Source organism: Enterococcus sp. AMC1086, assembly GCF_058216575.1.
In genome coordinates, this window is sequence record NZ_CM177100.1 from 3,125,568 (window position 1) to 3,146,882 (window position 21,315).

Genomic DNA, 21,315 nt, shown 5'->3' on the forward strand with positions numbered 1-21,315 from the left:
AGATGGATTTTAACACGAAATTAACAGACTATGTAAATACCTATGAACAACAAGGCTACCTTCATGGAAATTTACTTGTTGCGGATAAAACGGGGATTCTTTTGAAGCAAAGTTTCGGATTAGCCTCCGTTGAATTCGAAATTGCTAACAGGGATGATACGAAATATCAAATAGGGTCATTAACAAAAGCTTTTACCTCTATGGCGTTATTACTATTACAACATCATGGTTCTTTATCTGTTAATGACTCTATCAATACCTATCTAACTGATTTTCCTAATGGAGATAATATAACTATTTATCACTGTATGACGTGCACCTCTGGCATTCCTGATTTCGCTTCATTCAACCATTTTTGGGAAACTACGATGCGGCTTAGTTGGACATTAGATGATCTGTTGGCGCTATTCAAAGATTTGCCCTTAGAATTCGACCCTGGTACTGCGTATGCCTACTCTAGCTCTGGCTATCTAGTTTTAACAAAAATTATTGAAGTGATCTCCGGACAGACTTACGCTCAGTATTTAAAAGAGCATATTTTTACACCGCTAAACATGTCAGATACTGGCTGTATGAATGAAATAGATATTATTCTAAATTTAGCTGCGAATTATAGTTACTGGGAAAAAGAAGTCTATACACCGCAGACAAACAACTCATTCCCATTAGGTGCGTATGGCCTTTATTCGACGACAAACGATTTGTATCTTTGGGATAGAGCTCTTAGAACGCACCAACTGATTCCAGAAAATCTGACTAAATTGATGTTTACACCTAATCAAGGAAGTTATGCTTGTGGCTGGGATATTGCTAAGATCAACGGTCAAGTATGCCAACAGCATTTTGGAGATATCAGTGGGTTTGTTAGTTCTATAAAGCAATTTAAAACAGACGAATTAACCATCATTTTTCTGAGCAACCTTGATATCATCCCAGTAAGTGCGATCACAAAAGAAATTGCACACTTGAAATTTGATAACACATTCAAACTAACATCCTATCCCATAAAAACAACATCAGCTATTTCTTTTGAACAATTTATCGGGCTATATGAAGCAGCAGATTCTACTTCTTTTGAAATCGTTGCACAAAAAGATCTATTTCTGATTGTCCCTAAGTTATATGACGTTCACTACAAACTAAGACTGAAACAAGTTTACGCTGATTCTAACAGTATTGTGTTTAAAACAGAAAAAATCAATGAAACACTTGTCTTTATTTATAAAGGTAAAGATGGTTTTAAAGAGATTATTTATACAGATTATTATGGTGTAACGAGAGTTTTAAAAAAAAATAGCGTCAATGATTTCGGTATTTAGCAGATTACTCACTTATTCTGTATTATCCACAATCAATGCCTGAATTCCTCTCATTCCTTTTTTTCCATTAAATTCTACGATGATAGTCTGGGAAATTCCTTTTTTCTCTTCCATCTCTTCATTATTACTGTAGACTTTTACACGTTGTCCCTCTGGACGATTGTCTGGCTGCTCGTATTCCTTTTCAAAATTTTTAATAGAACGCTCTGAAGTTGTTTTAGGTACGTCAATCAAATCTACTGTACGCTTTAGTAGTTCAATAAACTTTTCTTGAGGAAATTCAGCACTTGCTCCTGCATTAACAACGGTGAAGCTCTGATTTTTTAATCGAACTTCTTTTTCTTTTTGATTAAACTGATAGCTGAATTCTATTGCTACAATCGCTTCTAACTGATCTCCTTTTACCAAAGGATAGTATCCCTTTATCCTTAGTTCATCCCCTTCTGCATAAAGTGTATATTCAGGCGTATCAGCTTTCACTTCATCTGTGACCAACTCTTTTTCCATTAATGCCTCTGATTGAGCGATTAGAGTAGGTACCTTTAACTTAAATTTGTCTTTTAATAACGAAAGGCCCTCATTTTTTGAAATTTTTGGATAATCGAATTGTCCGAATGGTTTTTCTCTTGTTTCATGCCAAATAAATTGTTCCTGCTCTATCGAAATATCCTTCTGGTTGTCAGAGCAGGCACTTAATCCAAGTAAAACAATAGTTGCTAGACAAAATAACGTATCTTTCTTTATTCTCATCACTTTTCGTCTTCCTTTCCACCAGTAGTTGAAAGTGTTAGCTGTACAGATTCAGCATCTTTAAATATCTCTTTCGATGGGGTTAGCTCGATGTTGCTTTTCTTATCTTTCAATGTGTATACCATGACTGCCTCGAGTGTTGTTCCAGTCGGAATTTTTTCGGCTCTTTGTTTCAATAGCTTTGAAATATCAACTACTTGCTCGTCCTCTTTTACTTTTCCTTCTACTAATACTTGATCGTTTTGTGTCACTTGAATCAGCTCGTTCCATTTTTCTGGTGTAACATCTCCATTATCCCCTTTGTTCGTAAACGCATAACGTATTGCATAAACAGAAGTTTCTTTGTCACCAGCTAAATCCATTACACCCGTTACTTTTAAATTGTACATAGGTGAATCAAAGGCAATTTCGTCTGCTTCTTTTTCTGGTCCGTTATCTTTTACTTCTTTGATCGAGTATGCGGAAGAATCGATGACAGCCGTACGTTTTTTATAATTCCCGTCATCTGCAGAATAAAAATCCAGTTGAATAAATCCATGTTCAGTTTCTATATAATAGAGATGAAGCCAATAAGAACGGTCCTCAAAGGTAGTATAAAGTGTATATTTATAGGCCTTATAGCCCCCAACCTTAGATTCTTTCAGATAAATGTCTTCTGGTTTATAGTTATATAATTTGGCTAATTCTTTACGTGTTCGTTTACCAAAATCATTTAAGTCAACCTCTTCTTTGCGAGAGGCTAAAATAAACAAAGAAGAGTTACTCTTTTTATCTTTTGCTCCAAGTACCGCTGATTTATTGTACGTGGTTTTGTAGTCTTTAGTTGGTTCCCAAGTACTTGGGAGCTGAAATTGATAAGCAACGCCGTCTGCTTCAAAGGGTTCTTTTTTATCGGATAGTTTAGCAGAACAGCCACTTATTATAATAAAAATGGACATTAAAATCGGAAAATACCATGTTGCTTTTCTCATCGTTCTTTCTCCTTCTTTAAAAGTGTCTGTCGTTTCAATCTTTTTACTTCCCACCAATTGTAAATTATAAAAAGAAGGATACAGCTAATAAATAGTGACAGTCCTACTCTAAATCCTTCCGGTAAAAACACAAGTTTCACTGTATGCTTCCCTTTAGGAACTGGTAGGGCTAAAAAGGCATCCTTAAAGGTAGGGATTTCTACACATTTACCGTCGATGTATGCTCTCCACCCTTTGTCATAAGGAATTGTTGTTAAAACTACTTGTTCTTTAGACAAATTCACTTTTGCTTCCGCAGTTCGGCCCGTTGTTTCAAAAGGAACTCCTTGCTTTTGTATTGTTTTCATCATTTTTTCAAAACGATTGCTGTTAAGAAACATGGCTTTTGGCTGAACGAGCTGAACAACTTTTTCACCCGCAAATACGACTTGAACATCAATCGTTGTCGCTTCTTTATAATAGCCCAAATTGTAGTATTGACCACTAGAATCCAAGCTTCCTAAATGTTGGATCCCATTAACTTTGGTTATTACATCTACACCTGATCCTTTTCCATATAAACTGAGATACGCTTGTGAGTCGGCGGGAACATCTACCGAATAGGTCAATTCTCTATTCGATATAGAAGTTCTTGAATAGTAGACGCCCCCTTCTTGTTCTTCTACGTTGACATTATTCTCCTTGATCGTTTCGACTTCAGCAAAAGTGAATATACTTGACTTATCGCCTGAAAGATATTGAAGTAGTTCTGTTTGGTTTTGCACGGCATTTTTCTTGTAAATCCCTTTATCTGTTAGAATACCCAAAGGCAGTGCAAATTGATTTTCATAAAGTGTGTACGCCCCTGCTTTTTTCTTCGCTGTAAAACCATATTTCATCAAGTCTTCTTTCGCAAGATTGTATTTAATTCCTAATAATGAATCCATGATCAATGTGTTGTTTTCATATTGGATCGTCAAATTGGTTCCAGTCGAGCGGAACCCTAACTGATCTAGATACTGGGATGAATGACGATTTCGGATAGAAGAAAACATCGTAACACCACTATAACCATGAATAAAACTTTCATTTCGAGAAGTGGGGTCAACATTTCCCACTCGATACAAGCTTGTATTTTCTTCTTTTGTGACATCAATCAATGTTTGAATATCTGAAAAATGATCATCATAAGCCTTACGATCTGGATAGTTCCATTCTGCTGCAATTCCGCTCACAATTCGTTGTGCATTTATAAATTGTTCTCCTATAAAAATCACACAAAATAAACCACTGATAAGCATCATACGTCTAGGCCACTTTTGAATAAATACACCCAATAGGAGATATATCAGTGCTAAAGACAATGTAAACAGTACTGTTTTCTGATCTAAATACTCATATCTTTTTCGATTAGCAACAAAGCTGATCAAGACATAAAGTAAAACTAAACCCAACATACAATTTATTAATTGATTAACGTCTTCTCTTGTCACTTTTTCTAATCCAAATCCAGCTAATAAAAGTCCTAAAAAAGAAAGTAGAAAACTAAAACGAAATAAAAACATATACGGTGAATGCATGCCGTGCCAGAAAAGATTTATTGGTTCAATATACACACTAGCGATCAACAACAAAAACAAACCACCATAAATCAATTTATTTCGTAACCGGATTTTACGGCTCACAAAATAAAAGAGACAAAAGACCAATCCTATTAAACCAAAATAAATAAAAGGAGCACTCCCATATTTACTAGTATCATATGAACCGACCATCGTTTTAGCAGGTATGTCCCAAATATCAGTATCTTTTGTTAGAAAGCTATAGATTGGTGTCAGCCCTTCTCCATTATTTTTCAAATCTAGCAAAGTCGGTAAAATCGTGACCATTGAAGCGCCACCGGCCAACAAAGAAGTAAGCAAATAAGGAATCAACGTCGTTTTATAACGTTTAGGCTCTGTCAAAAATCGACAAAATACATATAAAAATGAAAACACACCAACCATAAACGCCATATAAAAATTAGATAAAAATAATAGCAGGTAACTAATAAACAAAAGCTTTGGTTTGCGTTCATCCATTAAAAGGTGTATCCCTAATATAACTAACGGTAAATAAATTAGCCCATCCAACCACATTTGTTGCGGAGAATACGCAATGCTGAAACCACATAAAGCAAAACTAATACTCAACATGATTTTTGCTATTTGCGGTAATTTAAATAAACGATCACTCATGATCCAAAACGTACCACCGATCGCCCCAAATTTAAGTAATAAAATAAAATAAAGGGCATCTGGAATATGTTGATTATCAAAAAAAACAACTAAGAAACTAAAAATTCCATTTATGTAATAAGCCATAAACGACCAGTAATTTAATCCCAAAGAGCCATACCATGTATAAAAAAGGCTCTGTTCACCATGCAAAACGTTGTTGAAACTAGCAAAAAAATTAGATGTTTGAGACAACGCATCACTAGCCAAAACAGTTCTCTCGCTTGTAGGATAAATGCCCATCGTTAAATAAACAGCTACCATTATTCCAATGGGTATAAGTACACTTAAAAGAAATGCCCAACCTTTTCTTTCAAGCCAGTTTTTTATCTTCATGCCCTACTTCCTCCTACTTGCAACCTTCTAATCTTTTGATCGATCGTTGTGTACCGATACTTATTAAATACTACATCTTCAATTAATACTCTCAATGAACAAAACCCATCTTATTGAACGGAAAATAACGAAATACGACAATACCTTCAACCTGATTTTCTTTGATTAGTCCTAATTTTCTACTGTCTTTTGACGCAGCTCGATTATCTCCTAGTACAAAGTAATTGCCCTTTGGAATTGTTGCAATACCTTTTAGATTCAATGCTACTTCATCGCTGGTCATTATTTTGAGCGTACTATCTGGTAACATGCTCGTAACCATTTCTGATACTTCCTCTTGTTTCCACGTCGTAGCGTTTGATGGACGGATATAAATTGCATGTGAGTCCGTCCAAATTTGATCACCTGGAACGCCAATTACTCGTTTCACATAACTTGGGTCACTTGGAATTTCTGGATCGAATGTTACGATTTCATATCGTTTAGGGAGTGTATTCTTTTTCACGATAATTCGATCATTTGTTTCAAATGTTGGTTTCATTGATTCTCCAGAAACTCGATGCGTTTTAAATCCCCAGAAAAAGAGAATAATTACAGCAATCAACAAGAAAAACAGGCTTTCCGATAGCCAATTTTTCCTACGCTTTATTTCCTTTTTCATTTTCTTTTTTGGGTCACTCAGCCTTTGCGCTCTAACTTTATTTGGACTTAAAGACGTTTTTGTCTGCTTTTTTCGCATAGAAAAATGAGGTGCTTTTGCCATATCTGCCCTCCTACTGATTCCTTAAAATTGTGTCATTTGGTGAAGAGGAAAGACTCTTACTTTTACAACACCTAGAACATCTTTTTTTTCAACCCAGCCAAAATTTCGACTATCCGCCGCATAATGACGGTTATCGCCTAACACAAAATAGCCATTTTTAGGCAATCGATGTTCATTTGTCACCGTTCCTAGACTAAAATTATCGGTCAATAATCGATTTTCAGCTTTTGCTTCACTTTGTTCATTTTTTAAAAAGCGTTCTACGACAGGTTGCTGATTTATGAACAATTGATCCTCTCGGTAGTCAATTTCTTCTTCAGGCAAGCCTATCACGCGCCGTATCAACATTCTTTGTGTCCCGGGTTGTCGAATATAAACTAAATCAAATCGTTTAACTGTTCTTTTTTTTACAACGATCACTCGTTCTCCATCATTCAAAAAGGGGGTCATGCCGTATCCTTCAACGCTTGGAAAAGAAAAAAAGAAGACTTGAATTAAAAATAACAATCCCAGCAATACTGACAAACTAATACTAATTTCTTTTATAAACTGCTGACGTTTTTCTTTTTTTCGATTGCGTTTCTTTTTAGCTAGCTTTTTGTTTTTCGATCGTTTTTTGGTTTTATTGATCGTTTTTTTTCGTTTCTTTGATTGTTCCATTTTTTTATTTGATAACTCTTTTTGTGCGCGTTTTTTTTTAGTTATTTTCTCTTTTTGCTTCATGTGGTTTCCCTCAAAAATCAGTTGGCTTTAACTTTTTTGTTTCAATGCTGATTCATTGACCCTAAAATACTTGAAGACTTCTTTCTGTTGGTTCTTCATTTTTTGAATATCTTTCAAATAACTCTCAATCTTTTCTTTATCTTCTAACTGTTGTTCTGTTAAACTATGCAGATTTGATCCTAAGTTTTTCATGCCGACATTATAACGGGTCAATACTCTCTTACCTTCTTCAGATAGTCCATCAGAGATAGATCTATTACTGTAAGTTACGATCAAAGAACTAATTTCCTGATAGGTGGGATATTCTTTTTCGATACTACCGCCGTCTCTCATTGTGATTAATTTATTTTCGATTTCTTCTGTCATAAAATAACCTTGAACGACTCCTTTAGCATCTTCAGCTGTTAAATGGGTCATCTGATAATAACGAGAATAAAACGCACTTCCTGATGCTACAACAGCGAGCAAAACTAAAATGATGATTGTTCTGTCAGAACGTTTCCGGCGCATTTCCAATTGTTTTCGCACTTTCATCCAACGTTTTCGTTTCATTTTATTTTTAGGTCGTTTTCGCCACTTCATTTTTTTTAGTTCTTTTCGAGTAGAGAACGAATAGAAAAAGAAAAAGAAGACAAATAAAAAGCAAAGGGTCGCCAAGGAAAGTAATCCAATGAAAAGCCAGTCTAATAGACCCATATTACGGTAACCTCCTTCAACTTATTTTTTCTTTTTTTTCCTATTTCCCTTCTTTTTCTTCTTATTCTTGTTGACGGTCCGAACGATAAAGAAAACAAGTAAAAATGCTACAAAAATCCCTACAGCAATCAAAGCAACGAGCTTCCAATTAATTCCAGCTTCTTGGATCAAAGAAACATCTTGCGCATTATATTTATCTGCCTCTTCATTGGTGATCTTGAAGTCTTTCGTCCATTCCCATTTCTGTTTGCCACTTGTAACTAAAATGTGCGCTTTATAATCACCAGCTACCATCTCGTCCCCGTTTAGTTCTAAAGGGAATTCAATCATTGAATTAGGCGCCATTTTCATATCTGCTTTTTTTGTATCGTATAAAACAGCATCTGATCCTTTAGCCATTACTTCCATTTCTACCGTCATATTATTTAAATATTCAGCTTTTATATTTGAAAAATTAGCAAATACACTATTTCGATAATTTGACAGTCCTGCATAGACCTTATTTAATTTTAAATCAACGGTTACAGGCTCATCTGTTTCCTGCAACATCATTCCAACCAAAAAAGCATACTCATTGATTACACCTTTGGCTTTCTCATTTGCTTCTTCTTCTTCTTTTGTCGGTTTTGATTTCAAATAAATACCACCAACAATCTTGCCATCATAGCTTGTCGCCGGCATCTTAATGGTCAGTTCTAAAGGCTTTGTCTCATTGGGTCCCAAGGTTACTTCCGATGGACCTTTAACGATATCCTTAAAATCATATTTTAAAGATGCATCATTTTTTAAGGCACTAGGACCATATTCTAAGACACCATTAGAATTTGTTTTTGTTCCATTTAAAGAAACTTCTATCGTTTGTTCCTGGTCTGCACGATTCGTGAGCATTATTTGAACCTTTTGTTCCTGCCCAGGAGTCATACGTAAGTCAAAATAGCGTCCGTCTCCTTTTTGATTTTCAGGAAGTACAGTTTCATATGCAAATTGCAATTCAGCATAAGCCTTGTTTGAAAAACCAAAAATTGAAACTATGTATAAACATAAAAAGAGACCTAATAAAATTCTTTTTTTCATGTATTTGTTATCCTCTCTCTCATTATAAAACCGGAACGAAGCAAAAAATCTGCTTTATTTCCAGCTCAAAATCTAAATAAATGACGAGAAAAAAGCAACTCATTCGGAAATAAGGCGAAATTCACAAAAATTTTATGAACAATTTTTGTGAATTCCTTCTTATTTCTCAAAGCTAAGTGTTTTTGACTCTGCCTCAATTTAATCGTTGTTTAACTCTATTTTTTCTTATTGCATTGGTGTTTCTGATAATGTCCAAAGAACTTTTGCTGAATAGTTCCCATCACGAATATCATCTGCTTGATTTGCTGGTATGCTTAGTTCAACTGATTCAGTATCTGTATTCGTTAGTGTATCACCAAAGTAAACCGCATATTTACCACGGCCTTTACCCGTATTATTTTCAGTTGCTGTAAATAATTTAGCAGGTACATTTTCAGCTAAATGAATTGACGTTTTTAATCCTGAAGTACTAGGTAAAAGACTAACGTTGTCTTCATGGGCTACAATTTTTGTATTTTTATAATCGATTGTTGTTCCCGCGATATTTCTTATTTTTCCATTATCATCAAATTTAAATGCACCTTTACCATCTGTATCTACAAGTTTAGCTGTCAATTCATACGTACGATCATCTACAAGACGGTCATCTTTAAACTGAACCCAGTTTGCACGTTGGCTAACATAATCTGCTGCAGCTGGATCATTCGCAGTCGTTGGTTTTGCAAAAGATTTAATAGCACCCGTTGTCGCAGCTTGCTCGTTAAATACTAATTTTGACATCCCTTGAACAACAAATTCACCATCTACTAATTTAGTAGGATCTGTATCTGTAGTTGATTGTTTATCAGTATCCGGCGGAATTACACCACCTGTTGAATCATAAGAACCATACGTAGGTTTAGTGAACTGGATATCTGCATCTCCAGCTTTTGAATTGTCTTCTGCTGCTTTTGTTGCTCCTGGTGCTGCCAGGCCTACCCCAAGTACAGTTAATAATGCTGCACCACATAATTTGTGTATTAATTTCATTTGTATTTCCCCCTAAGTTTTTTGTTCTATTTATGGTAACTCGGCTAATACCCAAGTTAGCACCGTTGAATATGCTCCTGCCTCTTTCTCAGTCGCTCCTGGTACAAAGAGCGTAACCGCTCGATTGGTGTACACAGGCTTTTTGAAAATCGGATCTATCATTTCTTTACCAGAACCGTCTTTTCTAATTTGTAATGTATTTGGACGTTCGTTATGATTTTCCTCTGATGCTCCAAACACAATGCTCCACGTTCCTGTACCTTTACCTAGCTGTGCTTCAGCTAAGTTATACGTTTCACCTACATTACTCATGCGGATAACTTCTTTAGATACCGTCGGTGCTTTCGCCAAATCTCTTGTAGAATTAGCCCAAGTTTGATCAAAGGAGATGACCGCGCCTTTCAACTGTGCACCAGCTTTAGTGGCATGCTTAAATTGATTCTCTTGTCTAACTTGCAACGTCCATCCTGTGGGATCGTCTCGATAATCTGATACTTGAACAAAATTCCCACGAGCAGATGTATTGCCATGAAAGAGTTGGGCATTTACAGGAAAAACGGTATTTTCCTTTGAGATCATTACTGTACTAAAATTCAGCTTCGGCACAAAATCAATCCGTAGCTCGCCATCAGTTTGTGGCGTCTCTCCTGGATCCACTTCCACTTCTGGATTTTCCGGATCTCGAATAATTGGATTTTCTTCCTTATATCCTTTTAAATCGATAGTCGCATCCCCAGGTAATGACGATTCTTTCGCATAAGAAGTCTTCGCTTGAGCAGTTGCAAAAAGAAGGGCTAAAAGAAAAGCAGCTTTGATACATGTCTTTTTTTTCATTATCTACCCCTCCTTTTCACTCATGTCTTTTTTCCTTTTAATCAGATAAAAGAGTATTACAAATGCTGCTAAGACTATTCCGCTGATAACAAAACTTTTCACAACAAGTTCACCAGTTGAAGGAAATTTCCCTCTTGGTTTTTCGACAGGTTCGCTACTTGATGTACTTGTCGTTTCAGTAGAAAAAACAATCTCACCATTTGTTTGTACAGCAGCTTCTTCTCCATAGGCAGTAGTGAATATACCCAAGAATCCTCCTATTAATGCGAGTAAAATTAGGCCAACATACGCATGTTTCATTTTCTTCATCATTGACTTTCTCTCCTTCGCTTTAAGGAAGATCAGGCACTTCACTTAATGTATACACAATTTTTGCTCGATATTCTCCAAGCTGTTTAACATAATCGCCTGGAACTTCAACTTTAAATCCTTTACCACCTGCAGTCCACGACTGGCTAATGTTATATTGTGTCTCTGAAAAATTATCAGGCGAAGTCAATAGTTGATTTTGATTTACTGGGAACTTCTTCTCATTTATTCCGCCATCGTTATAGCGCAGAATTCCTGAAAGAGTTTTATTTGATCCATCGGTTGTTTTAAAATCTTCTGTTACTTTGGCATATAAATACCATCTTTGTTTAGTTGAACGTGTATCTGTAACCACTAAATCTTTATCCGTTTTAGCACTTTCTACACGTAGTTTTTTAGCACTTGCTTCTTGCATCTCAAAATCAAGTAAATCTGGTGAAGAGGTAATTAGTAATGTTCCTTTATAATGGAATTCGATCACGGAAACCTCACCATATTTTCCTTTAATTGAACTTGGTAAAGTGCCAGTTATCGGCGTACCATCTACAACAATTTTATCCAGCACATAACCATCAAAGGTCTTTAGTTCTATATCGAACGCTGTACCATCTTTTTCTGTTGTCGTATTATCATAATCCGGATCCATTTTCACATCATTATTATTTCCATCTTTTTTCATATACTTGACCGTCAGCTGGCTTTCACCAGCAATAACATTTAGAGACGTTTCATTTGATTGTTTTGACCCTTCATCGCCAGATACCGTATACGTTTGTTTCAAAACTTGTAAAGCAGCATCTGGTGCAATAATAACCTTGTATTTAATGGTCACTTGCGTTTGGTCTAAATCACCCAGATCAATGCTAAACTCTCTAGTTGTTTCGTTAAATACAGCTTTACCTGCTGCTACAGCTACACCATTCACTGTAACACTTGTGACATCAGGTGTGATTTTTTCTGGAAAAGCGGTATCCACCTTATAAGAAACGTTACGCCACTTCGAAGGTGTTTCGGCTGTATTTTGAAGCTTAGCCGTATATTCCACTTGACCACCTAATGACGCCGCCGTAGGACTTACTTCGAAATCAGCTGTAATCACTGGTGTTCTTAATTTCGTGTACTTAAACGTTACTTTTTTGTTTGTTACAAATTTCGCTGTAACCGTCAACGGATCTGTTAAAACTGAAGGTGTTTTATCCACACCATCTACCAATACCGCCGTAGGAATATAGCCTGCAATCGGCTGTGATGTCGCTGTGTATTCTACGTCTTTTTCCCCACTTGGTAATGGATTCGTCGTACCGATCACCGCACCTGTTTCCGCATCTAAATGCTCAATATCCAACTCAAACATTACTTGAGTTACTGTGATATTTACTGTAATAGGCATTTCAATCCCTTTTGCAGAAGTCATGATCAGTTCTACTGGTATTACATCGCCTGGTTGCGCTGCATTGATACTTGGCGGTGTTCCATTTTTATACGAAACAGTAACTGGACGATCAATATCGTTATCCGTATCTACATCATATGACTCAAGTAGATCTTTAGGATTTGGATATGCTGTTGCAATATTTCCACCCATCGGAATGGTCACATCTGTTTTAGCCGTTCCATAAGGTATTCCTTCATAAAGAACTTGAGACACAGATTGGTCTTTTACTACCTGAGATTGTAACTCATTGGTAGGTTTGGCTAAATTATTATAGGTATACGTTGTTTTAGTCTTTGAACCACCTAACTCGAAAAGCATAAACCCATTGTCATCAAGATTTGCTGCATCATTTACATAACCATAATCAGTACGATTAAATTTAAATTTGCTATTTGGTTTTGCTGTAATTTGAATATCAAACAAGCTACCGTTAAACGCATCTGATGTTGAATCTTTTGATGTCAATGTTAGTTTTGAGCCAGTTATACTTGGTGTAAATAGATTAGTTTTATCGATTGTAGTGCCATATTCTACTATTTTTACATCTGTAATATCATAGAAGTCAGGTACTTCAGTGTCGATAATTACTTTGTCATTTCTATTTTCTTTTCTGTTATCCGCCACACCTTGCAAGATAGAGTATTTTAACTCTTTGTATGCTGAATCAGTATGATCGATAGAATTCCTTTGTCCATAGACAATTGGAGTAGCTGGAGCAATTCGTGTTAATGATTCGGTAGAATACAGTATAGCCATTGCACCATTATAGTCAGCAGGATTGTACGCCATTGAGATAGGTATTTGTTCTTTTTCAAACAATTGAGTCAGCTGTATTTCAGGAACATTTAGAGCATAGTCATCAGAACTTGACATTTCAAGAAGACCATTTTCTACTTTATATGAAATTTTTGTATTATCCATTACAAAATAGTTTTTAAAATCAGGTTCAGCAAATGTGGTTGTCGTTGTTTTGAGACCATTTAAATTATTGTAATTCCACGATCCCTTAAGTGGTAATTTCTCATTCGTGTCATTGTAATAAAATTCATAGTGGAAATTAATTTTGTCTCCAAAACTGTAGTACACGTAATGATCAATATAACCAGATCCCGTCTGAAAATAAGCCATAGACCATGTCCCTTGACTACCATCAGGACTTACAGTCGCATCTGTCTTTTTATCTCTGTCCTTTGCATCAACGGCAAAAAATTGAAATTCCGGATTTGCCCCTTTATTATCTGCATTTGGCTTAACATCCATAGAATCCACCAAAAATTTCACGTCAACACTACGACCATTATACAATCCGGCGTTTCGTATCCATACGCCGTATTCGTCTGCTTTTGCAGCATCTTCTTTGTTAAATTTGTAAACTTTAGTAGGACTGCCAGGATAACCGTCGACTACTTTTGGCCCTCCAATAGGAGCATACGAAACTGCATCAGTGAGCTTGAGTGAAAATCCATAATCTCCTGAGATTTCATTTTTAGCTGGACCAGTAGAGACCAGATTAATTCCTGGCGCCTGATTCATCATTGTATAACCAGGTAATGGTGTTGCCGCCGAAATTTTTGCTTGTGAGGGATTCATAAAATATATTCCCAGTACTACGCTTAAACAAAAAACACTTATCAACCCTAATAAATATTTTTTTCTTTTATTTTCCAATAAAAGACACCTCCTTTCTTGGAATATTTCGTACTTAATCTTTCACTTTGCAGTAAAAAATTTTTAAAATCCACCACTACGTAATGAAATCTTTCCGTAATTTTCCATACGGAAGTCACCTGATGTTACACCCGTGACGGATAAGGTTTTACTATTAATGATTTTGCCAAAGTTTACAGAGAAATCACGTGTTGTGAAAATTGTCTCAGCAGGATCTAAATACTCTCCACCTGTTCTTCCCCATGTTGACAAGCGTCCTACATTTTTAGCATTAATCGTTGTATTTGTACTGTAGAATAGTTGTGCACCGGGTTTCTTATTTGTAATTTCAAAGTTTCTTGGGGAATCAAGATTGATTTGTGCCCCTTTGTATTCACTTCTTACAGCACCTTTTTTACTATTACCAGTGACTACAAGTTCAGAACCTCTACTTAAGTTTACTTGCGTACCGTAGTATTGAAGATACATTGCTGGATAGTCTCCACCACCGCGGCCATTAAAGTATGCTTTGGCACCTGTTGCCAAGTTTAGTGAAGGAAATTTATTTACGTAATCAGCACGTGGAATAAATTCAAACGCTACACCTGCAGCATCTACATCAAGAGTTGCCCCTGAATCAATATCAACTTTTTGTACTTTGTCATAAAATACTGGATAGTAATGATTTACATTACTTTGTGGGCCAATTTTGACATTGACATTCGCTTGGCTTCCAATTTTCACTTCGCCAGTTGCTTTTCCTTTGATCAACGCACCATTAAAGTAAAACGCACTAAATTGACCGTGGTCTTTGTTGGCAGCAATTCCGTTATAAACTGTTCCTGGCAAGAATTCTAAGTCATGGACCCAAGCATTTTCAGCACGGGTCGTAATCGTATTTGTTCCGCCAAAAGTTAATTTACCTTCACTCAAGTGAACAAAACGGGCACCTGTGTATGTTACGTCTTGTGCTAAAACATTCCAACCATAGCTTGAAGGTCCGTTACCTGCTCCACCTGTAAAAAAGCGACCGTCGCCATCAGCACCAACGATGTTTGCATTCGTAATTGTGATAAGGTTAGTCCCTTTTGTATTTTGTTTACCATAAATTGAGTTGTGTGCTGAATTGATCACGACTCCCTGATCAGCATTCCCGTTAATCGTCAGATCGCGGTTTGGAATATTCGTGATGTTCTTATTAAATTGGATACTTTGATTCACATTGATCACCGTGATCGTTGGGTTTTTCAAGGCCGCTTCAAATTCTCCAATTGTTGCTACTTCTGCTGTTCCTTCCGCTGCATAAGCAACAACTGACTGACCTGAAAATGGTGCTGGAACTGTTAAAACGACTGCTCCTAATGCTACGGTTGCAGCTAGAGTGAATAAGCTTCTTTTTAATACTTGTGTGTTTTTCAATTTTCTTCCTCCTAAACTAAATGTATGTTTTAACGAAACGCTTCTTACTCCTCCTCCTTTCCAGAAAAACGAGCAACTACTTGCCGCACTCGTTATTTCTAACCAGTTTCGCAAATTATTTTTTTGACTGACATCAAAAGTGTACGCATACCTTTTCCTCCTATCTTCATAAAAAACATATGTTTTTTTATGTATACTGAGTATGCTTTACATCAGCCGATTCTCAGTATTTTCTACATGATGTTTTTAACGACCGTTAGGACTAAATATTCAACATATACCCTTTAGAGCGAATCGTTTTGATGTATTTTGGTTTATCGATATCTATTTCAAGTTTTTGTCTCAAATGAAAGATTAAATTAGACACTCGGTATTTTCTGTTTCGGCAAGTATCATTCCAAACATTTTTATAGATATCCTCATAAGTCATTGTTTGACGTACATTTTTATGTAAATATTCAATAGCTAAAAATTCTAATTTTGTTAAATTAACTTCTAAGCCTTCGTCTACACACACACTTAGATTTTGCGGTATCAATTTAAATTCAGTAGGTTTTCTGATTTCTGATATTTTCGAGACTTCTAAAGATACTTCCTGTTCTTTAACTCGTTTTAGTTGGTTTCTCATCATTAATACGGATTCATCTAACTCGTGACCTTGATCAATAATCCCATCTACTCCTAATTGTAAATAGACAATTCGGTTCGTTCGATTTATACTTTCGGAGGAAACTAAGATCCAAAGAGGTAACGTTGTTTGCGTACGTATTTTTATAATGAACTCACAAACCCAATTTATATTGTTCAACTCTGTATCGTCAATAATCAATGCATCCAATAATTGTAATGTGTTGTTCTCTGTTTCCAGCAATCGATTGACTTTTTCTTTTTTTATAATCTGGACTGTACATTGAAGTGCTTTGAAAACTTCTTGATATTGTTCACTTAATTCATTATCAAATGAGATGTACCCAATCCTGTACATTCGTGATTCCCTCCCATCACTGCTTTTTTGATTCTTTATTTTATTTAGGTTTTTTGTAAAGTTTTTACACTTTTGAAGTCGTTAGAGTTTAGAAATTCATGATTTCCGACTATAATATTTATACGTCTATTTATCGAGCTAAGGACTAAATAAATAGACGATAACGGTCTATCTGGGAATCAGATAGTTGGCCTGTTTTTTTCTTGAACGTATCAAGTATAAGAAAAAGATGATTTTCGTGTTTATTCATCTATGTTTAAATTCCTCTTTGACCATTTTATGACGGCTAAAAAAAAATGAAGATAGCAAAAACACGCCCGATTTTGATATTAATTGTCAAAATCGGGCGTGTTTTCTTTTTATATGGAACTACTCTTTTTCTAAGATCTAACAGTAGTAATATCAAGTTTAGTATCAATGATCGAAACAGCTTCTTTCCTATTTTCCCAAAGAGAGTCAGTGTACGTATCCAAAGTCAATTTTATAGAAGCATGACCTAATAATTTGCTAAGTGCAGCGATATTAATTCCCTGTTCAACACATCTTGTCGCAAAGGTATGACGCAAAATATGAAAATGAACGGCCCTGACTCCTGCTTGTTCAAGACTTTTTCCAAACCGATAGCTGATGACCCTTGGTTCAGCAAAACTATTTTTACATGAAATCACATATTCAGAAACAGTGATTTGTTGTTTTTCCAATAGATATTCTTTTAGATTTTTTGCTAAAGGTATGGATCGTTTAGAATTTTTCGTCTTTGGTTCGGCCATAATGATCTCAGTTTTTTTATCATTTATAGTATTAGGAATTCTATAAAGCGTTCTTTTCACATAAATAATATCTTTTTCAAAATCAATATCACTCCATTTTAATCCACTGATCTCACCGATCCTTAATCCTGTATACAAAGCCAAAATTACAGCAGAACAGTTTTTTTCTTTCAAAACAACTTGTTCCAGCTGTTCTTGTTCCTTCAAACTTAGTGCTGAAATTTCATTCATTGGTACTGTTGATAACAATAGATTTTGACAAGGATTTGACAGAATATAGTTTTCCAATAAAGCTCTATTCATCGCGCTTTTTAAAACGGTCACAATAGAATGAATTGTCGAAGGAGATAAATTTAAGTTCATTAAATAATTAACAAACGCTTCTATATCGCGGTTTTTCAGTAATGTCAATTGCTTTTTGCCTAAAAAAGGAATGATGTATCTATCCATACGCAAACGATAACTTGAATAGGTTGATAACTTGATTTTTTTGCGCATAAATACATTCAACCAATGGTTTAGCCAATCTTGAACAGTTCCTTCGTATAAATCAATACTACTCCGGGTAAGAGAATAGCGAACTTTCAATTCAGCTAATCTTTCTTTTACATGAGTATAGCGTTTTCCATAGATGTACCCATAAATAATTTTTCCCTCTTCATTTCTTGCTTTCATATACCGTCCTTCCCATCGACCATCCTTTCTTTTATAAATATTCTCACCTTTTCTACTCAACCTCTAACACCCTTTCCGAAAAAAAATGACGGCTTATTTGACGGCTAAAAAATATGAATCTATTTTCTCAATATATCCGTATGATTATTTACTAGACAAAATAAAATAAAAACAAGATATTACACCACTAAATTCACCTATAAATAAAAATAATATACAAGTATTCTCATTTTTTTATCAAAATTATCAAAAAAATGATAAAAAAACGAACTTTTCATTATAGACTACTCTCTATTTTTAAGATAGAATGAAGTTATAGTTGGATTGATAATGCAGTTTCAGAGTAAGTAGATTCACTGTTTTCTTATACTTGATACGTTCAAGAAATTTCTTAGCACATCTATTTAATCTGATTATAACAATATACTATTAAAATTCCACCTTTTCGTTATAATATTTTTATTTTTTGCATATAAATATCAATATATTTCGTATTTTGAAGATATTTTATAAAATAACTTGATTTTTTCTTTTACAAAAAAAGAGAACGCAGTAAAAAAGGGTGTGGGACAAAAGTAACATTCACTTTTGTTTCACACCCTAAATGCTTATAAACGGATGGAACACAAGCAACTCTTTCGAGCTTAAATGCTTCGGTTCCAGCCTCTTTCTTATTTAGCTCACCCGTCCTGACAGCTTATCTCTTTACTTTTTCAATACAGAAGGCTTAAATCTTTTTAATCTCAATGCATTCAATAATACAGACACCGAGCTAAAACTCATCGCAGCTCCTGCAATCATCGGATTCAATAGCGGACCACCGAATAGATATAAAATACCCATGGCAACAGGGATTCCTAATGTGTTATAAGCAAATGCCCAAAATAGGTTTTCTTTGATATTTTTGATTGTCGCTTTACTCAATTCAACAGCTGTTGGTACATCCATCAAGTCACTTCGCATCAATACAATGTCTGCAGATTCCATCGCAACGTCTGTTCCAGAACCAATAGCAATTCCGATATCTGCTTGTGCTAAAGCTGGTGCATCATTGATTCCATCCCCGACCATCGCAACTTTTTTGTTCTCTTTTTGTAGTTTCATGACTTCATTTGCTTTGTCTTCTGGTAAAACTTCACTTAACACACGATCGATCCCTACTTGTTTGGCGATAGCTTGCGCTGTTCGCTTGTTATCACCTGTGATCATCGCAACTTCAATACCCATTTGTTGCAGCTTTTTAATTGCTGGAATACTGTTTGCTTTAATCGTATCAGCTACTGCGATAATTCCAGCAATACTGCCATTTTTTGCGATATACATTGGTGTTTTCCCTTGTTCAGCTAATTGATCTGATGTATTGAGTAGATTTGCTAAAGAAATATTACGATCATCCATCAATTTTCTATTTCCTAGTAATAAACGACTTCCTTCAATTTCTACTTCGATTCCAAGACCTGGAATAGCAGCAAAGTCTTTTATCGGCGCAAAGGTCATGTTTCTTGCCTGCGCTCCGTTGACAATTGCCTCACCAAGCGGATGTTCAGAGCCCTTCTCAGCAGATGCAGCTATTCGCAGTAACTCATCTTGATCCATCCCATTTGCTGTAATAATATCGGTCACTTTCGGTTTCCCTTCTGTGATTGTTCCTGTTTTATCGAAAACGATCGTTTGGATTTTATGGGTCGTTTCCAGTGCATCCCCGCTTTTGATTAGTACACCGTTTTCAGCACCCTTTCCAGTTCCGACCATGATTGCTGTTGGTGTTGCCAAACCTAAAGCACAGGGACAAGCAATAACTAAAACTGAAATGGTGATCGTTAAAGCAAAGACCCATGATTCTTGTCCTAAAAAATACCAAGCGAAACCAGATAAAATAGCTAAAATCATTACAATCGGGACAAACACACCAGAGATTTTATCCGCCATTTTAGCGATTGGTGCTTTTGAACCTTGGGCATCTTCTACTAATTTGATAATTTGAGATAGCGCTGTATCTTTGCCGACTTTTGTTGCTTTAAAGCGGAAGCTACCATTTTTATTAATGCTTGCACCGATTACATTGTCTCCAATTTTTTTCTCAACGGGCATACTTTCACCTGTCAGCATGGATTCATCAATTGCAGAAGAACCTTCAATCACAACGCCATCTACTGGAATTTTTTCACCTGGACGTACAACAATGATATCTTCCACTTGCACACTATCAATTGGAATTTCGAATTCTTGATCATTTCGGAAAACACGGGCATTTTTCGGTGCTAAACCCATCAATTTTTTGATTGCTTCTGAGGTTTTTCCTTTTGAAACAGCTTCAAAGTATTTTCCTAATGTGATCAATGTTAAAATTACACCTGCAGATTCATAATACAGTGCCATCGTAAATTGTGGATCTCCAGCAAAAATCATCGCTGTTCCGTATAAACTATAGGCAACAGCAGCACTTGTTCCCAGCGCAACTAAAGAATCCATATTTGGATGCCCTTTAAATAGTGCTTTGAAACCGACTATAAAAAAACTTCTACCTAAATACAGGACAGGAATCGTTAAAATCAATTGAACCATAGCAAATGTTTCAGCATGCATCATCGGATCTAAGAATGTCGGCAACGGCAACCCAATCATATGCCCCATCGCTACATATAATAAAGGAACAGTAAAGACTGCTGATAGCCAGAAACGTTGCCACATGTCTTTGATGTGTTTTTGTTTTTTCTCTCGGTCTTGATCTACTGTATCCGTTGAATCGATTTGCTCCACAGCCTCGTAGCCTGCATTTGATACTGCCTTGGTAATATCAGAGACATTTAGTACTGACGGATCAAAAACAACGACCATTTTTTCTGTTGCTAAATTTATAGAGGCTTTTTCGACACCTGCTAATTTACTTGTTGCTTTTTCGATTGTTTGGGCACATGAGGCACATGTCATGCCCTCTATATCAAATGTTCGTTGTTGATTGTTACTTAGCGCTTCATACCCAGCATCTGCAACTGCTTTTTGAATATCGCTTTCTGAAAGTTTGGTTTCATCGTATTCAATATTTAGCTTTTCTGTTGCTAAATTGACTGTTGCTTTTGACACACCAGTAAGTTTCGTAGTGGCTTTTTCTACGGTTTGCGCACATGAAGCACACGTCATTCCTTCTATATCAAATGTTTTTGCTTCCATTTAGTCCCTCTCCTTTGTTTGAGTGTTTCTTTTTTATGCTCATAACAGATACGACTATATTTGTAGTCGTTATATCTCTTCTTTATATTAAGATAGAATATCCTATTTGTCAATATAAAAATCCAGTCGATAAAAAAAGAGAACTAATGAAAAC

Annotated in this window: 16 protein-coding genes; 1 reads left to right on the plus strand and 15 read right to left on the minus strand. The window is 35.7% G+C overall.

Annotated features, from left to right (window positions below):
* Positions 1-2 precede the first annotated feature (2 nt).
* A complete protein-coding gene (locus tag AC4BC4_RS14625; protein ID WP_490476188.1) occupies positions 3-1,319 on the plus strand; it encodes a serine hydrolase domain-containing protein in 1,317 nt (438 codons plus the stop codon).
* A 12-nt stretch (positions 1,320-1,331) separates the two neighbouring features.
* Here the strand turns inward: AC4BC4_RS14625 and AC4BC4_RS14630 are convergent, their stop codons facing one another.
* From AC4BC4_RS14630 to AC4BC4_RS14700, 15 genes are all read right to left on the minus strand, one after another.
* Positions 1,332-2,069: a hypothetical protein gene (locus tag AC4BC4_RS14630; RefSeq protein ID WP_490476189.1), complete on the minus strand. Its 738-nt coding sequence runs from the start codon at positions 2,067-2,069 to the stop codon at positions 1,332-1,334.
* Positions 2,069-3,040, minus strand: coding sequence for a DUF5067 domain-containing protein (locus tag AC4BC4_RS14635; RefSeq protein ID WP_490476190.1), 972 nt, complete (start codon positions 3,038-3,040; stop codon positions 2,069-2,071). The genes AC4BC4_RS14630 and AC4BC4_RS14635 overlap by 1 nt, the downstream gene beginning before the upstream one ends.
* On the minus strand, positions 3,037-5,631 hold the full coding sequence (locus AC4BC4_RS14640) for a YfhO family protein (protein WP_490476191.1): 2,595 nt from the start codon (positions 5,629-5,631) through the stop codon (positions 3,037-3,039). Before AC4BC4_RS14640 ends, AC4BC4_RS14635 begins: the two co-directional genes overlap by 4 nt.
* 91 nt (positions 5,632-5,722) lie before the next feature.
* The gene (gene lepB, locus AC4BC4_RS14645; RefSeq protein WP_490476192.1) at positions 5,723-6,394 is read right to left on the minus strand and encodes a signal peptidase I; all 672 of its coding nucleotides are present in this window, start codon (positions 6,392-6,394) and stop codon (positions 5,723-5,725) included.
* A 21-nt stretch (positions 6,395-6,415) separates the two neighbouring features.
* A complete protein-coding gene (gene lepB / locus AC4BC4_RS14650; RefSeq protein WP_490476193.1) occupies positions 6,416-7,117 on the minus strand; it encodes a signal peptidase I in 702 nt (233 codons plus the stop codon).
* Positions 7,118-7,144: 27 nt separating this feature from the next.
* Positions 7,145-7,699: a hypothetical protein gene (locus tag AC4BC4_RS14655; protein WP_490476194.1), complete on the minus strand. Its 555-nt coding sequence runs from the start codon at positions 7,697-7,699 to the stop codon at positions 7,145-7,147.
* A 135-nt stretch (positions 7,700-7,834) separates the two neighbouring features.
* On the minus strand, positions 7,835-8,887 hold the full coding sequence (locus tag AC4BC4_RS14660; protein ID WP_438757986.1) for a WxLIP family cell surface protein: 1,053 nt from the start codon (positions 8,885-8,887) through the stop codon (positions 7,835-7,837).
* Between the two features lie 225 nt (positions 8,888-9,112).
* A complete protein-coding gene (locus AC4BC4_RS14665) occupies positions 9,113-9,916 on the minus strand; it encodes a WxL domain-containing protein (RefSeq protein WP_490476195.1) in 804 nt (267 codons plus the stop codon).
* 30 nt (positions 9,917-9,946) lie between these two features.
* Entirely contained in the window at positions 9,947-10,750 is an 804-nt protein-coding gene (locus AC4BC4_RS14670) for a WxL domain-containing protein (RefSeq protein ID WP_490476196.1), read from the minus strand.
* A 3-nt stretch (positions 10,751-10,753) separates the two neighbouring features.
* Positions 10,754-11,062 (minus strand): EF2685/EF0750 family sortase-dependent surface protein, encoded by a 309-nt coding sequence (locus AC4BC4_RS14675; RefSeq protein ID WP_438757983.1) that lies wholly within the window; start codon positions 11,060-11,062, stop codon positions 10,754-10,756.
* Positions 11,063-11,081: 19 nt separating this feature from the next.
* Entirely contained in the window at positions 11,082-14,162 is a 3,081-nt protein-coding gene (locus AC4BC4_RS14680; protein WP_490476197.1) for a hypothetical protein, read from the minus strand.
* 63 nt (positions 14,163-14,225) lie between these two features.
* Positions 14,226-15,560 (minus strand): pectate lyase-like adhesive domain-containing protein, encoded by a 1,335-nt coding sequence (locus AC4BC4_RS14685; RefSeq protein ID WP_490476198.1) that lies wholly within the window; start codon positions 15,558-15,560, stop codon positions 14,226-14,228.
* 262 nt (positions 15,561-15,822) lie between these two features.
* Complete coding sequence (locus AC4BC4_RS14690) at positions 15,823-16,545, minus strand: DNA-binding response regulator (protein WP_490476199.1); 723 nt, start codon at positions 16,543-16,545, stop codon at positions 15,823-15,825.
* A 380-nt stretch (positions 16,546-16,925) separates the two neighbouring features.
* Positions 16,926-18,050, minus strand: coding sequence for a tyrosine-type recombinase/integrase (locus AC4BC4_RS14695; RefSeq protein ID WP_490476200.1), 1,125 nt, complete (start codon positions 18,048-18,050; stop codon positions 16,926-16,928).
* 645 nt (positions 18,051-18,695) lie between these two features.
* Positions 18,696-21,161 carry a heavy metal translocating P-type ATPase gene (locus AC4BC4_RS14700; protein ID WP_490476201.1) on the minus strand — a complete coding sequence of 822 codons (2,466 nt, stop codon included), beginning with the start codon at positions 21,159-21,161 and terminating at the stop codon, positions 18,696-18,698.
* Positions 21,162-21,315 lie beyond the last annotated feature (154 nt).